The 14,516-nt window shown below is 73.5% G+C and carries 14 protein-coding genes; 12 read left to right on the top strand and 2 right to left on the bottom strand.

The genetic code is table 11. The features are described 5' to 3' along the window. The first annotated feature begins 1 nt into the window (after position 1). The 8 genes from TAE01_RS07985 to tsaD all read left to right on the top strand — a co-directional run bounded on the left by TAE01_RS07985 (position 2) and on the right by tsaD (position 7,340). On the top strand, positions 2–352 hold the full coding sequence (locus TAE01_RS07985) for a holo-ACP synthase (RefSeq protein WP_147065172.1): 351 nt from the start codon (positions 2–4) through the stop codon (positions 350–352). Beyond that, positions 352–1,953 carry a bifunctional ADP-dependent NAD(P)H-hydrate dehydratase/NAD(P)H-hydrate epimerase gene (locus TAE01_RS07980; protein WP_147065170.1) on the top strand — a complete coding sequence of 534 codons (1,602 nt, stop codon included), beginning with the start codon at positions 352–354 and terminating at the stop codon, positions 1,951–1,953. Before TAE01_RS07985 ends, TAE01_RS07980 begins: the two co-directional genes overlap by 1 nt. Positions 1,954–2,049: 96 nt before the next feature. Next, entirely contained in the window at positions 2,050–3,243 is a 1,194-nt protein-coding gene (gene alr, locus TAE01_RS07975; protein WP_147065168.1) for an alanine racemase, read from the top strand. After that, complete coding sequence (locus TAE01_RS07970; protein ID WP_147065166.1) at positions 3,240–4,505, top strand: alpha/beta fold hydrolase; 1,266 nt, start codon at positions 3,240–3,242, stop codon at positions 4,503–4,505. The genes alr and TAE01_RS07970 overlap by 4 nt, the downstream gene beginning before the upstream one ends. A 5-nt stretch (positions 4,506–4,510) precedes the next feature. Then, a complete protein-coding gene (gene tsaE / locus TAE01_RS07965; protein WP_147065164.1) occupies positions 4,511–4,984 on the top strand; it encodes a tRNA (adenosine(37)-N6)-threonylcarbamoyltransferase complex ATPase subunit type 1 TsaE in 474 nt (157 codons plus the stop codon). Between the two features lie 105 nt (positions 4,985–5,089). Further along, positions 5,090–5,803 (top strand): tRNA (adenosine(37)-N6)-threonylcarbamoyltransferase complex dimerization subunit type 1 TsaB, encoded by a 714-nt coding sequence (gene tsaB, locus TAE01_RS07960; protein WP_147065162.1) that lies wholly within the window; start codon positions 5,090–5,092, stop codon positions 5,801–5,803. Continuing rightward, positions 5,800–6,297 carry a ribosomal protein S18-alanine N-acetyltransferase gene (gene rimI / locus TAE01_RS07955; RefSeq protein ID WP_147065160.1) on the top strand — a complete coding sequence of 166 codons (498 nt, stop codon included), beginning with the start codon at positions 5,800–5,802 and terminating at the stop codon, positions 6,295–6,297. Before tsaB ends, rimI begins: the two co-directional genes overlap by 4 nt. Next, on the top strand, positions 6,294–7,340 hold the full coding sequence (gene tsaD / locus TAE01_RS07950) for a tRNA (adenosine(37)-N6)-threonylcarbamoyltransferase complex transferase subunit TsaD (protein WP_147065158.1): 1,047 nt from the start codon (positions 6,294–6,296) through the stop codon (positions 7,338–7,340). Before rimI ends, tsaD begins: the two co-directional genes overlap by 4 nt. 307 nt (positions 7,341–7,647) lie before the next feature. Here tsaD and TAE01_RS07945 read toward each other — a convergent pair whose 3' ends face one another. Continuing rightward, complete coding sequence (locus TAE01_RS07945) at positions 7,648–8,673, bottom strand: glycoside hydrolase family 3 N-terminal domain-containing protein (RefSeq protein WP_246111217.1); 1,026 nt, start codon at positions 8,671–8,673, stop codon at positions 7,648–7,650. Between TAE01_RS07945 and TAE01_RS07940 the strand changes: the two genes are divergently transcribed. Together TAE01_RS07940 and TAE01_RS07935 are read left to right on the top strand one after the other, a co-directional pair. Beyond that, entirely contained in the window at positions 8,672–10,027 is a 1,356-nt protein-coding gene (locus TAE01_RS07940) for a nucleoside hydrolase (protein ID WP_246111216.1), read from the top strand. The two genes, TAE01_RS07945 and TAE01_RS07940, sit on opposite strands and share 2 nt — an antisense overlap. Then, a complete protein-coding gene (locus TAE01_RS07935; RefSeq protein WP_147065152.1) occupies positions 10,027–10,860 on the top strand; it encodes a PfkB family carbohydrate kinase in 834 nt (277 codons plus the stop codon). Before TAE01_RS07940 ends, TAE01_RS07935 begins: the two co-directional genes overlap by 1 nt. A 112-nt stretch (positions 10,861–10,972) precedes the next feature. On the opposite strand, the gene TAE01_RS07930 is transcribed toward TAE01_RS07935, so the two are convergent. Then, the gene (locus TAE01_RS07930; RefSeq protein ID WP_147065150.1) at positions 10,973–12,214 is read right to left on the bottom strand and encodes a class I SAM-dependent methyltransferase; all 1,242 of its coding nucleotides are present in this window, start codon (positions 12,212–12,214) and stop codon (positions 10,973–10,975) included. A 226-nt stretch (positions 12,215–12,440) separates the two neighbouring features. On the opposite strand from TAE01_RS07930, the gene groES reads away from it, so the two are divergent. Continuing rightward, a complete protein-coding gene (groES, locus tag TAE01_RS07925; RefSeq protein ID WP_076259712.1) occupies positions 12,441–12,737 on the top strand; it encodes a co-chaperone GroES in 297 nt (98 codons plus the stop codon). 135 nt (positions 12,738–12,872) lie between these two features. Beyond that, positions 12,873–14,486, top strand: a complete 1,614-nt coding sequence (groL, locus tag TAE01_RS07920) for a chaperonin GroEL (RefSeq protein ID WP_147065148.1) — start codon at positions 12,873–12,875, stop codon at positions 14,484–14,486. Positions 14,487–14,516: the final 30 nt, after the last annotated feature.

The raw sequence follows: 14,516 nt of genomic DNA, 5'->3' as shown, positions 1-14,516 counted from the left end.
CGTGATCGTCGGGGTCGGGATCGACGTCGTGGACATCGCGCGTTTCGAGGCCACCCTCGAGCGCACTCCCGCGCTGCGCGAGCGCCTCTTCACGGTCGAGGAGCGCCACCTCGGCGTCGCCTCGCTCGCGGCCCGCTTCGCCGCCAAGGAGGCGCTCGCCAAGTCCCTCGGTGCCCCGGTCGGCCTGCACTGGACCGACGCGCGCGTCGTGACCGGCGAGGACGGGCGCCCGTCGCTCGAGATCGGCGGCACCGTGCAGGCGCGGGCCGACGACCTCGGCGTCGACTCCTTCCACGTCTCCCTGTCCCACGACGCGGGTGTCGCGTCGGCCGTCGTCATCGCGGAGGGCTGATGATCCGCGCGCACTCCGTCGAGACCGTCAGGGCCGCCGAGGCTGCCGCCATGGCGCAGCTGCCCGAGGGCGAGCTCATGTCCCGCGCCGCGCTCGGCCTCGCCGAGGTGGCCGCGGCCCGCCTCGCCGACACCGAGGGCACGACCGTCGTCGGGCTCGTCGGGGCCGGCGACAACGGCGGCGACACGTTGTATGCCGTCGCCCACCTCGCCGAGACGGGCTTCGCCTGCGCCGTGGTGCTCGTGCCGCCCTCCGGGCGGTCCGGGGTGCACGTCGGGGGCCTCGAGAGCGCCGAGGTGGCCGGGGTCATGGTCCACGTGGCCGCCGACGGCGCCGCTGCTGCGGCCGACGTCGTCGCCGAGGCCGACCTCGTCCTCGACGGCATCGTCGGCATCGGGGGCCGTCCGGGTCTGCGACCCGAGGCCGCCCGACTCGTCGACGCCGTCGACGACGACGCCTGGGTCATCGCCGTCGACCTCGCGAGCGGGCTCGACCCCGCCGGCGAGGAGGGCGAGGACGACGCCGTGTGGGCCGACGAGACCGTCACGTTCGGCACACCGAAGCCGGTCCACCTGCTCCCGGCGGGCGAGGCGGCCACGGGCCGGCTCACCGTCGTCGACATCGGCGTCGACCTGGCCGAGGCACCGGCCGCCGTCGAGCGGCTGACCTGGGACGACGTCGTCGACCTGTGGCCGGTCCCCGGCAGCGGTGACGACAAGTACTCCCGTGGCGTCCTCGGTGTCGTGGCCGGCAGCGAGGCCTACCCGGGCGCCGCGGTGCTCTGCACGACCTCGGCCGCCGAGGCCGGCGTCGGGATGCTCCGCTACGTCGGCACCCCCACGCCCGTCGGTCTCGTGCACCAGGCGGTGCCCGAGGCGGTCGTGGGCGACGGCCGAGTGCAGGCCTGGGCCGTCGGACCGGGGCTCGACACCGAGGCCGACGACGAGCGTTCCCGAGCCCAGCTCGAGGCCGCACGGGCGGCCCTCGCGAGCGACCTGCCCGTCGTCGTCGACGCCGGTGGACTCGCGCTCGTCGAGGGTCGGCGAACCGCCCCGACCGTCCTGACGCCGCACGCCGGGGAGCTCGCGCGACTCCTGAACCGTCTCGAGACCCGGTCCGCCGGTACGGCTGACGGGAACCACGGCGCTCCCGTGACCTCTGCAGGCGAGAGCCGCGGCCGACGTCCCGTCACCGGTCCCGCCGACGGCGACGAGGGCGACCGGCACGAGGTCACTGCCGACGACGTCAAGGGCGACCCGCTCGGGCACGCCCGACGTCTCGTCGCGCTGACCGGCGCCACCGTGCTGCTCAAGGGCGCCACGACACTCGTCGTCACCGACGGCGAGCCGGTGCGCTCCCAGGCCGACGCCCCGCCGTGGCTCGCCACGGCGGGAGCCGGAGACGTGCTCTCCGGCGTCATCGGCGCTCTCCTCGCGGCAGGACTGACCCCGCACGACGCGGCCTCGCTCGGTGCCCTCGTGCACGGCGTCACCGCTGACCGGGTGTCCGGCGGCGGCCCGCTGCGGGCGCTCGCGGTGGCCCACGGCATCCGTCCGACCGTGCGTGACCTGCTGGCCCGGGGACGGTCGGCCCCCGGCTGACCCGGCTGACCTGGCTGACCGGCTCGCGACGGACCCCACCGCCCGCCCGCGCCGACCCCGACCCGGACCATCCCGACGACCTGCGAGACTTCACGCATGAGCCAGATCGACGCCTCCGACGCCGAACGGACCGCGACGCCCATCCCGGAGACCCACGGCCTGACCGTGTGGGCCGAGATCGACCTCGCGGCGCTCGAGGCCAACGTCCGCACGCTGCGGGCCCTCGCACGGGCGTCCGAGTTCATGGCCGTCGTCAAGGCCGACGCCTACGGTCACGGCCTCCTGCCGGTCGCCCGCGCCGCGGTGCGGGGCGGCGCCACGTGGCTGGGCGTCGCCCAGTTCGCCGAGGCGTTCGCGCTGCGCGACGCGGGCCTCACGACGCGGCTGCTGACCTGGCTCAGCGTGCCCGGCGCGGACTTCGCCGGCGCCGTCGCCCGCGACATCGACCTCTCCGCCTCGGCCCCGTGGGTGCTCGACGAGATCGCCGCTGCGGCCTCGGAGCTGGGCCGCACCGCCCGCGTGCACCTCAAGGTCGACACGGGACTGGGCCGTGGTGGTGCCTACGGCGCCGACTGGACGACGCTCGTCGAGCACGCGCGGCGCCTCGAGTCCCGGGGCTCGGTCGCCGTCGTCGGCATCTGGACCCACTTCGCCCACGCCGACTCGCCCGAGCACCCCACGGTGCTCGCCCAGCAGGAGCGCTTCTTCGAGGCCGTCACCGAGGCCGAGCGGGCCGGCCTGCGCCCGGAGGTGCGCCATCTCGCCAACTCGGCGGCGACGCTCGTGCACCCGTCGGCGCACGCCGACCTCGTGCGACCGGGTATCGCGATGTACGGCCTGACACCGGTGCCGCAGGTCGACGACGACTTCGGGCTGCGGCCCGTCATGACGCTGCGGGCGCGGCTCGCGCTCGTCAAGGCGCTGCCCGCGGGGCAGGGCGTCAGCTACGGCCATGCCTACGTGCCCGACGTCGACACCGTCGTCGGGCTCGTGCCGGCCGGCTACGCCGACGGCGTGCCGCGCAACGCGACCAACGTCGGACCCGTCCTCGTCGAGGGGCGTCGCACGACGATCGCGGGCCGGGTCTGCATGGACCAGTTCGTCGTCGACCTCGGACCGGCCTCGCAGGCCCGGGCCGGTGACGTCGTCACCCTCTTCGGGGGCGCGCCCGGTGAGCCCACCGCCCAGGAGTGGGCCGACGCGACCGGCACCATCAGCTACGAGATCGTCACCCGGCTCGGGGCGCGGGTCCCGAGGCTCTACGTGGGTGCGGCCGGAGGCGACGCATGAGCGCACGTCGCAACCCGGTCATCGGCATCGCGGCCGCCACCCTCGGGGTCGCGGCCGGTGTGGCCGCGGGCATCGCCGCCGACCGGGCCGGCAAGCACCGCGCCGCCATGGAGGCCCTCGAGACCCCGGAGCTGCTCGACATCACGCCCGACGAGGAGCACGTCGTGCTCACCGACGACGGCGTCCCGCTGCACGCCGAGATCGACATCCCGACCGCGTCGGCGGCCCGCGAGGCGGCTGACGGCACGACCCGCCACGGCCGTCCTGACGAGCTGCCGACCGTCGTGCTGACCCACGGCTACTGCCTCAGCCTGCGCTGCTGGGTCTACCAGCGCCGGGCCCTCAAGGAGGCCGGCTACCGCGTCGTCAGCTGGGACCAGCGCGGTCACGGCCGCTCGGGGCGCGGTGAGAAGGACAGCTACACCATCGACCGGCTCGGTCAGGACCTCCACACCGTCCTCGAGCAGCTGGTGCCCGAGGGCGACATCGTGCTCGTCGGGCACTCGATGGGAGGCATGACGATGCTCGCCCTGGGCGAGCAGCAGCCCCGCTTCGTCGTCGAGCGCGTCGTCGGGGCCGGCTTCGTGGCCACGAGCCCCGGCGGCATCATGCTCGCCAACGGTGGACGCGTCGCCACGTTCGGCCGGCTCATGCTCGAGCGCCTCGGGCCCGGGGTGCTCGGACCGCTGAGCAACCGACCCGACCTGTTCACCCGCATCCGCCGGGTCGGCCGCGACATCGAGCACTTCATGGTCGAGCAGAACTCGTTCGCCTCGCCGGTGCCGCGCTCGGTCGTGCGCTACACGGCAGACATCCTGCTCAGCACCCCGCTCGACGTCGTCAACGACTACCTCCAGACGTTCGACGGGTTCGACAAGCGGCCCGCGCTGCTCGAGTTCCGGCACGCCGTCGTCCTCGTCTTCAACGGCCGCGACGACATCCTCACGCCGCCGTCGCACAGCGAGCTCATCGTCGAGGGGATCCCCGGCGCGGAGCACATCGTCGTCAACGACGCCGGGCACGTCATCATGCTCGAGCACCCGGACCTGCTGGACGCCCACCTCGTCCAGCTCGTCGACCAGTCCGCCCGGGCCCGCGCCGAGCAGATCGAGGTCGACAAGCAGCCGCGCGTGCGCCGCATCGTCACCGACGTCGCCAAGAACCGCCGCCAGCGCAGCCTCGAGAAGGAGGCTGCCGCCCTCGCCCGCTCGCGCCGCGCCAAGCAGCCGCGCACCAGGCAGACCCGCAGCAAGGGGGCCTGACCGGCATGGAGCGCTCGGTGCGGTGGGCGACCGCCGACGACACCCAGGCCTTCGGCCGCCGTCTCGGGGGACTCCTGCACGGCGGCGACGTGCTCGTCCTCACCGGCGACCTCGGGGCGGGCAAGACCACGCTGACCCAGGGCATCGCCGAGGGGCTCGGGGTGCGTGGCCCGATCACGTCGCCGACCTTCGTCATCGCCCGGGTGCACCCGTCGCTCGTCGGCGGCCCTGAGCTCGTCCACGTCGACGCCTACCGCCTCGGCAGCTCGCTCGAGCTCGACGACCTCGACCTCGACGCCGACCTCGACGCCAGCGTCACCATCGTCGAGTGGGGCGCCGGACTCGCCGAGCAGCTGAGCGAGACCCGACTCGAGCTGACCATCACCGGCGACGACGTGCGCACCGCCCACCTCGTCGGGGTCGGCGGCCGCTGGGACGACGTCCTCGACGCGCTCGCCCCGTCCGGCTCTGCCGGCTGACCTCGCCTCGCCCCGTGGCCGCGGGCACGGGCTGCGACCGGGCCTCCACCCGGCATACGACCTCGGGTTCGGGAAGCCCGCGCACGCTCGGATAGCCTGACCGACGTGCTCCTGCTCGCGATCGACACCTCCACGACCGCCATCACCGTCGGCCTGCACGACGGCGCCTCGGTCGTCGCGGAGTCCACGACCCTCGACGCGCGCGCCCACGCCGAGCACCTCGCACCGAACATCCGCGCCGCGCTCGCCTCGGTGGGCGCCGAGCCGGGGGACGTCACGGACGTCGTCGTGGGCATCGGCCCCGGGCCCTTCACCGGCCTCCGCGTCGGGATCGTCACCGGGCGCACCTTCGCCTTCGCCCTCGGACTGCCCGTCCGGGGGCTCACCAGCCTCGACGCCGTCGCCCACGAGGCGTGGCTCGGTGGTCGTCGCGGCGACCTCCTCGTCGCGACCGACGCCCGACGCAAGGAGGTGTATGCCGCCGCCTACGTCCTCGGGGACACCCGGGCCGAGCGCGTGAGCGAGCCCGTGGTCGCGCGTGCTGCCGACCTGCCTGCCGAGCTGCGGGCCTACCCGGCTGCCGGCCGCGGTCCGTCGCTCTACGCCGACGCCCTGCCCACCGCGGTGTCGCCCCTCGACGTCAGCGGGGGAGTGCTGGCCGACCTCGCGGCCCGACGACTGCGAGAGACCGCTCCGGCACCGACGGGTCAGCTGCAGTGGGTCGAGCCGGGCCACGGGTTCGACGGGCTCGAGCCCCTCTACCTCCGGCGCCCCGACGCGGCGCCCGCCCCGCCGTCGACGAAGTCGACGTTGGGATGACCGTGGCGCAGCAGCAGGCGAACCCGGCCGAGGGGGTCGTCCTGCGCGACCTCGAGTGGACCGACCTCGCGCGCCTCGCCGAGCTCGAGCAGCAGCTCTTCGCCGACGACGCGTGGGCCGAGGCGACGTGGTGGAGCGAGCTCGCCGGCCGGCCCCGCCGTGACTACGTCGTCGCGACGACCGCCGACGGGACGATCGCCGGGTATGCCGGCCTCGACGTCTCTGGGGACGTCGCCGACGTCATGACCATCGCCACGGCGCCCGGCCACCAGGGGCGTGGGACCGGACGCGTGCTGCTCGACGAGCTCGTTCGACGAGCCACGTCGCACGGCGTCGAGGCGCTGCTCCTCGAGGTGCGCGCCGACAACGACGCGGCGCGACGCCTCTACGACCGGGCCGGCTTCGAGGTCATCTCGGTGCGCCGCCGCTACTACCAACCCGGCGATGTGGACGCGCTCGTCATGCGCCTGCTCGTCACGAAGGGAGACGCATGAGCGAGGAGCCCCTCGTCCTCGGCATCGAGACGTCCTGCGACGAGACCGGCGTCGGGATCGTCCGCGGTCAGACCCTGCTCGTCGACACCGTCGCGAGCAGCGTCGAGGAGCACGCGCGCTTCGGCGGCGTCGTGCCCGAGGTCGCGAGCCGCGCCCACCTCGAGGCGATGGTGCCGACCATCGAGCGCGCCTGCCGCGAGGCCGGCGTGCAGCTGCGCGACCTCGACGCCATCTCGGTGACGTCCGGACCCGGGCTGGCCGGTGCCCTGCTCGTCGGGGTCGCCTCGGCCAAGGCGCTCGCGCTCGCGCTCGGCAAGCCGATCTACGGCGTCAACCACCTCGCCTCGCACGTCGCCGTCGACATCGTCGAGCACGGCCCGCTGCCCGAGCCCACCATGGCGATGCTCGTTTCCGGCGGCCATTCCTCGCTCCTGCTCGTGCCCGACGTGACGAACGACGTGCGCTCACTCGGCGCGACGATGGACGATGCCGCCGGTGAGGCGTTCGACAAGGTCGCGCGCGTCCTCGGACTGCCCTTCCCCGGCGGACCCCACGTGGATCGCGCTGCGCGAGAGGGCAACCGGATCGCCATCGACTTCCCGCGCGGTCTGACGACCGGTCGCGACATGGAGCGTCACCGCTTCGACTTCTCGTTCTCGGGCCTCAAGACCGCCGTCGCGCGCTGGGTCGAGACGCGTCAGCGTGCCGGTGAGACCGTGCCGGTCGCCGACGTCGCCGCGAGCTTCCAGGAGGCCGTCGTCGACGTGCTGACCCGCAAGGCCCTGCTCGCCTGCAAGGAGCACGACGTCGACCACCTGCTCATCGGTGGCGGCGTCGCGGCCAACTCCCGGCTGCGCGCGCTCGCGCAGGAACGGTCCGACAAGGCCGGTGTCACGCTGCGCGTACCGCGGCCCGGACTGTGCACCGACAACGGGGCGATGGTGGCGGCTCTCGGGGCGCAGATGGTGGCGAAGGGGCGCGAGCCGAGCGACCTCGGTCTTCCCACTGACTCGTCGATGCCGGTCACGCTCGTTCAGGCTTAGGTCGCTCCCAGGCCCGCGTGGCTGGGGTCGTCGGGCGCGCGCACGCCCTCGCGGCGTGGAGCGTCAGCCGGCCCTACCAGCCCACCCTGGCCTGCATACGCCGGTTGCCGGCTGCCGATGCCGCTCGGGCGCACGCGCGCCCTCCTTCTCGACCCAGCGCTCGGCTCTCGTCCTGGCTGCTTGTGACCGACCCCGCGCGAACTGCGCCCCGCTCGGTCGTCGGCTGGCGCGCCCGGGAGGTAGGGGTGTCGGTGGGGGCTGTTGACGGTCACGTGCCGGGTTGCTGAGCGCAACCACGCTCGGTCGGTCAGGGGCAGTGGGCGAGGCCCATTCGCAGCTTGAGGGCGACGACTCGGGTGGCGGCGGCCTGGACCTGCTTGGCGAAGGCGGGGTCGGCCTCGGCCTTGCCGGTGATGGCGTCGTGCATGGCGGGGACGGTGCTCGCGCGGGCGGTCAGGGTGATGTCACCCCCGGCCTCGATGAAGCGGGTGGCACGCTCGCCGACCGGCACCGCGGCCACGGCCCTGGCCTTGCCGACGTCGTCGGTGATGACGACCCCGTCGTAGGCGAGGCGGTCGCGCAGCAGGCCGGTGACGATCGGCCGGGAGAAGACCGCGTTGGTGCCCGGGTCGATGCGGCTGTAGATGGCCGAGCCGACCATGACGAGCCCGACCCCGTCCCTGATGCCGGCCCGGAACGGCTCGAGGAAGGCGTCGTCCGTCGTCGTCGTCCGGTCGGTGATGCCGCTCGCCGTGACGTCGGTGTTGCCGGTGATGCGCCCGATGCCGGGGAAGTGCTTGACGGTGGCCGCGACCCCACCGGCCCGCATGCCGGCGATGAACGCGCCGACCATCCGGGCGACCCGGTCGGGGTTGCTGGAGAACTGCCGGTCGTACTGCCCGATGGGTCCGTTGGCGCGGCCGATCGACGTCGGCACCGTGTCGGCCACCGGAGCGAGGTTGACGTTGATGCCCGCGGCTCGCAGCTGCTCGGCCCAACGGGTCGCGTTCGCGGTCAGGGCACCCGGCGAGCCCTGGTCCTGGACGCGGGCGGACGGCATACGACTGAAGCCGTCCCCCCGCAGCTGCTGGACGGCGCCACCCTCCTGGTCGGCGGCGACGAGCAGGCCCAGACCCGCGGTGTCCTCGGCCGATGCGAGCGCGGAGAGGTGGCGGGTCGTCGCGCGCACCCCTTCGGTGCCACCGGTCCACCCGCCGAGCAGGATGACCCCACCGAGGTGGCGGCGGGCCACGAGCGCGTCGAGGCTCGTGCGGCTCGCGCCGCTGTCGAGGCCCACCATGAGCAGCTGTCCGGCTCGTTCGACGGCACCCATGCGCGCGACGATCGAGGCGGCGCACGAGGTCGGTGCCACGGGCCTGGTCGCTGTCGGGGTGGGCGAGGCGGTGGCCGGGGGAGTGGAGGTGGTCGTGGGAGGGGCGCTCGTCGGGGGCGCCGTGGTCGAGACAGGTGGGGGTGAGGCGGACGGGGTCGTCGAGGTCGTGGATGAGGACGGCCCAGCCGTGGGTGGTGCTGCCGAGCAGGCCGCCGCGACCACGGTCACCGTCGCGGCGAGCACGGTCCAGCCCACCGAGGAGGGGCGTCGAATCCGACTCGTGCGCATCGTTCGAGACTATCCCCGTCGGGCCCACGAGCCCGCACTCGCGGTGCCCGACCGGCCGAGCAGGTACGTTGCCGCTGTGACGACCGATCCCACTCCCGTCGTGCTCGACGTCGACACCGGTGTCGACGACGCGTGCGCCCTGCTCCTCGCAGCCCTCCACCCCTCCCTCGACCTGCGCGCCGTCTCCTGCGTCGGCGGCAACGCGCCCGTCGACGACGTCGTGCGCAACACCCTGCTCGTCCTCGAGACGGCAGGGCGGGGCGACGTCCCGGTGGCCCGAGGCGCCGAACGACCCCTGCTGGAGGTGCCCGTGGACGCCCGGCACGTGCACGGCGACGACGGCATGGCCGACCTGGGCTGGGCACCGGCCGCCGTCACCGCCGACCCCCGGCACGCGGTCGAGCTGCTGCGGGACGTGTGTCGCGAGGCCGCCGAGCGCGAGCGGCCCGTGACGCTCGTGCCGCTCGCGCCGCTGACCAACATCGCGCTCCTGCTGCGCACGTATCCCGATGCGGCGCAGGGCATCTCGGAGATCGTCTTCATGGGTGGGGCCGCCAACGTCGGCAACGCGACGGCGTCTGCGGAGTTCAACGTGTTCCACGACCCCGAGGCGGCTGCCGTCACGCTCGACGCGGCTGCCGACCTCGGCATCCCGGTGACGATGTACGGCCTCGACGTCTTCTACGAGCCGGTCGTACGGTCCGACGTCGTCGAGGAGCTGATCGCCGTGGGGGGTCGGGGTCCCGCCGAGCTCGGCGGACGGCTGCTCGCCTTCCAGAACGCGCGCTTCGGCCGGGACGCGTCGACGATCGGTGACGCGGGAGCCGTGTGCGCGGTCATCGACCGGGCGGGCCTGACGACCGAGACGCTGCCGTTACGGGTCGAGCTCGCGGGCACGTGGTCGCGCGGCCGGACGATCGTCGACCGCAGGGACTGGAGCGGGGACATGGCGCACGACCCGCACGGCGAGGCCCCGGTCCGCCTCGAGGTCGCGCTCGGCGTCGACGGTCCGCGCTACGCCGGTCTCTGGGCCGACACGTTGCTCGGGCGTGCGGGGGAGCGCTGATGGGCCGGGTCACGGTCCTCGGCTCGCTCAACGTCGACGTCGTGACCCTCGTCGAGCGGCATCCCTCGCCGGGTGAGACGGTGCTCGGCCGGTCCGGGGGCCGTTTGGCCGGTGGCAAGGGCGGCAACCAGGCCGCGGCCGCCGCACGTGCCGGGGCGGGCCACGTGCAGATGCTCGCGCGCGTCGGCGCCGACGAGGCCGGCGCCACCTACGTCGCGCGTCTCGCCGCGCTCGGCATCGACACGTCCGCGGTGTCGACGAGCACCACGGCGCCGACGGGCACGGCCCTCATCACCGTCGACGAGGCGGGGGAGAACTCGATCATCGTCGTCGCGGGGGCCAACGGCGAGCCGGACCGCGCGCTCGTCGACGAGGCCGGCCGCCTCGGACCCGGCGACGTCCTGCTCTGCTCGCTCGAGGTCGACCTCGGCACGGTGGCCGACGCGGCCCGCGCCGCGCACGCCTCCGGCGCCCGGGTCGTGCTCAACCTCGCCCCGTATGCCGCCCTGCCGCACGACGTCATCGGGCTCGCCGACCCCGTCGTCGTCAACGAGTCGGAGATGCGGCTGCTCGCCGACTCCGACCTCGTGCCGGAGTCGCTCCTCGTGACCTTCGGCGCCGCGGGCGCCCGCTGGGGCACCGACGGCGTCGACGGCATGCCGGTCCACCCGTCGGACCTGCGCGACACCGTCGGTGCGGGCGACGCCTTCTGCGGGGCGCTCGCCGCAGCGCTCGCGAGCGGAGCCGGCGGCCAGCGGGCGCTGGAGGCTGCCAACGCCGCCGGCGCGGCCGCGGTGCGGTGGGTCGGGGCGCAGCCGGACGCCGCGCTCTGAGGGGACCCCATCAGCGGTGAACCTGCCGATGGTGCTGCGTTCGGTGGAGTCATGACCCCACCGAACGCAGCACCATTCGGCGCACCATGCCCGCCTGTCATCCTTGGGGGCGTCAGGCGGGGGTGACGACGAGCGCCACCTGGCTGCCTCCGACACGGGTCAGCACGAGGGTGGCCTCCGACCCACCCTTGCCGCGCCCGGTCATCTTCAGCTGGCGGCGGAGCTGGTCGGCGTCCAGCGTGACGCCGCGCTTCTTGATCGTCACCCGGTCGTGGCCGTGGTCGCGCAGCCAGCGGGCCAGGCGCTTCGTCGACAGCGGCATCGCCTCGACGACGCGGTAGCGGCGCGCCCAGGGAAGGTCGGCGGCCCTGCTGCTCGTCACGTAGCCGACCCCCGCCGCGAGCTCGGTTCCGTCGACCGCCGCGACGAGCGCACCCGTGAGGCCGGCCCGGATGACGGCGCGGTCCGGCTCGTAGAGCCAGTCCTCCACGTCGTCGAGCGAGCCGAGCCCGGGTGCCTGCCCTCCCTCGGCGGCGTCGGCCTCGGTGACGACCGACGTCGAGGAATCGGTGCACACGGCAGCGGTCCGGCCGGGCGTCGCGACGAGAGGACCCCACCAGACGGCGCACTCGAGGACCTCACCGTGCCACGACGTCCACTGCGCCTCGCTCCCGCGCGGCACGGAGCCGTGCGGGAAGGCGGGGGAGAGCTTGGCACCCGTGGCCGGGACCTGCTCGGCCAGGGACAGCACCTGCGACCACGACGGCGAGATGGCGTCGAGGGAGAAGACCCGCTTGGTGCGGCCGGTGATGTCGGCGACGCCGGAGACGCGGCGGGCGGGGTCGAGCCACAGGCCGACGTGGCGCCGCCCCTCGCCCTGCGGCAGGCGCACGTCCTCGGCGAGGGCGTGCGTCACGCGCGCCGACGGCCAGTGCCTGAGGTTCACGGCCGCGATCCGGGCGGTCGTGTCGTCGGCGTCGACGGCGTGGACCGTCAGGTCGAGGCCGGCGAAGGCCATGGCGTCGGCGCCCAGTCCGCAGCCGAGGTCGTAGACGTCGCGGACGCCCGCAGCGGCATACCGGTGGGCATGGCGGGCGGCGATCGCGAGCCGTGTCGACTGCTCGAGCCCGTCGGGGGTGAAGAGCATCCCCGCGGCGAAGTCGCCGAACTTCTCCACGCCCCGGGCCCGCAGCCGCGACTGCGTCATGGCGGCCGCGACGAGGTCGGGCGCGAAACCCGCCTCGCGCAGGCGTCCCTGCAGGTGCAGCGACCCGTTCTCGTCGTAGGGCGGCAGCGACTGCAGCAGCGCCCAGCCCTCACCCGCTGACAAGCGGTCGACCATCGCGGCGTCCATGACCTCATCCTGCCAGCGCCCGCCCCGAGCGTGACGCGCCGGGAATTCTGGCACTCGACTTGACCGAGTGCTAATGGCAAACCTAGATTTCTTCTTGTTGGCACTCTCGACCTGAAAGTGCCAGCGCCCTCCTCGAGGGAGGCCGACCCCCGCGACGGCGGCCAGCCTCGAAGAGCCCACAGTCCGTCGTCAGTTTTCCGACTGTCCCGAAGGGAAGGTCACCACCGTGTCGGTTTCCATCAAGCCGCTCGAAGACCGCATCGTCGTCAAGTCCCTCGAGGCCGAGCAGACCACTGCCTCCGGCCTCGTCATCCCGGACACGGCCAAGGAGAAGCCCCAGGAGGGCGAGGTCCTCGCCGTGGGCCCCGGCCGCTTCAACGACAACGGCACCGAGCGCGTCCCGCTCGACGTCAAGGTCGGCGACAAGGTCATCTACAGCAAGTACGGCGGCACCGAGGTCAAGTACGGCGGCGAGGAGTACCTCATCCTCTCCGCCCGCGACGTCCTCGCCATCGTCGGCTGACTCAGCCGTATGCCGTGACCGCACCCCGGTGAGCCCCGCTGGGGCCTCACCGGGGTGCGTCCCGTTTCACCCGGGCCCGGCCACCGCCACCCGGAGCACCCAGAACCGCTAAGCAACCCGAGCCAAAGGAACACCATGGCCAAGCAGCTGGAGTTCGACGACTCCGCCCGCAAGTCGCTCGAGCGCGGCGTTGACGCGCTCGCCAACGCCGTCAAGGTGACGCTCGGCCCGAAGGGCCGCAACGTCGTCATCGACAAGAAGTGGGGCGCCCCCACGATCACGAACGACGGCGTGACCATCGCCCGCGAGATCGAGCTCGAGGACGCCTACGAGAACCTCGGCGCCCAGCTCGCCAAGGAGGTCGCGACCAAGACCAACGACGTCGCCGGTGACGGCACGACCACCGCGACCGTGCTCGCCCAGGCCATGGTCAAGGAGGGCCTGCGCAACGTCGCCGCCGGCGCCGCCCCGGCCGCGCTCAAGCGCGGCATGGACAAGGCCGTGACGGCGGTCAACGACCGCCTCCTCGAGAACGCCCGCGAGGTCGACGGCAAGGACGAGATCGCCTCCGTCGCCACGCTCTCGGCCCAGGACGCCACTCTCGGTGGCCTCATCGGCGAGGCGTTCGACAAGGTCGGCAAGGACGGCGTCATCACCGTCGAGGAGTCCTCGACGACCGCCACCGAGCTCGAGTTCACCGAGGGCATGCAGTTCGACAAGGGCTACCTCTCGGCGTACTTCGTCACCGACACCGAGCGCATGGAGACCGTCCTCGAGGACGCCTACGTGCTCATCAACCAGGGCAAGATCTCCTCGGTCGCCGAGGTCCTCCCCATCCTCGAGAAGGTCGTGCAGTCGGGCAAGCCGCTGCTCATCATCGCCGAGGACGTCGACGGCGAGGCCCTCTCGACGCTCGTCGTCAACAAGATCCGCGGCACGTTCAACGTCGCGGCCGTCAAGGCTCCCGGCTTCGGCGACCGCCGCAAGGCCATGCTCCAGGACATCGCCATCCTCACCGGTGGCCAGGTCATCGCGCCCGAGGTCGGGCTCAGCCTCGACCAGGCCGACCTGACCGTCCTCGGCCAGGCCCGCCGCGTCGTCCTCACCAAGGACAACACGACGATCATCGACGGCAACGGCGAGGAGGGCGAGGTCTCCGGCCGCGTCCACCAGATCAAGGCCGAGATCGAGCGCACCGACTCCGACTGGGACAAGGAGAAGCTCCAGGAGCGTCTCGCCAAGCTCGCCGGTGGCGTCTGCGTCATCAAGGTCGGCGCCCACACGGAGGTCGAGCTCAAGGAGAAGAAGCACCGCATCGAGGACGCCATCTCCGCGACGCGTGCGGCCATCGAGGAGGGCATCGTCGCCGGTGGCGGCACCGCCCTCATCCACGCCGCCTCGGCCATCGACGCCCTCGAGCTCACCGGTGACGAGGCCACGGGTGCCTCCATCGTGCGCAAGGCCGTCGCCGAGCCGCTGCGCTGGATCGCCGAGAACGCCGGCCTGCAGGGCTACGTCGTCACCTCCAAGGTGGCCGAGCTGCCCCTCGGCCAGGGCCTCAACGCGGCCACGGGCGAGTACGGCGACCTCATCGCCGCCGGCGTCATCGACCCCGTCAAGGTGACGCGGTCCGCGCTGCGCAACGCCGAGTCCATCGCGTCGATGATCCTCACGACCGACACGCTCGTCGTCGACAAGCCCGAGGAGGAGCCGGAGGCCGGTGGCCACGGGCACGGTCACGGTCACTGACGAGGGCCGCCACACGGCATACGGCGCGGG

The sequence above is a fragment of the Terrabacter aerolatus genome (genome assembly GCF_007991735.1).
Lineage (GTDB): Bacteria > Actinomycetota > Actinomycetes > Actinomycetales > Dermatophilaceae > Terrabacter > Terrabacter aerolatus.
This window is presented reverse-complemented; position numbering and strand designations above follow the sequence as displayed.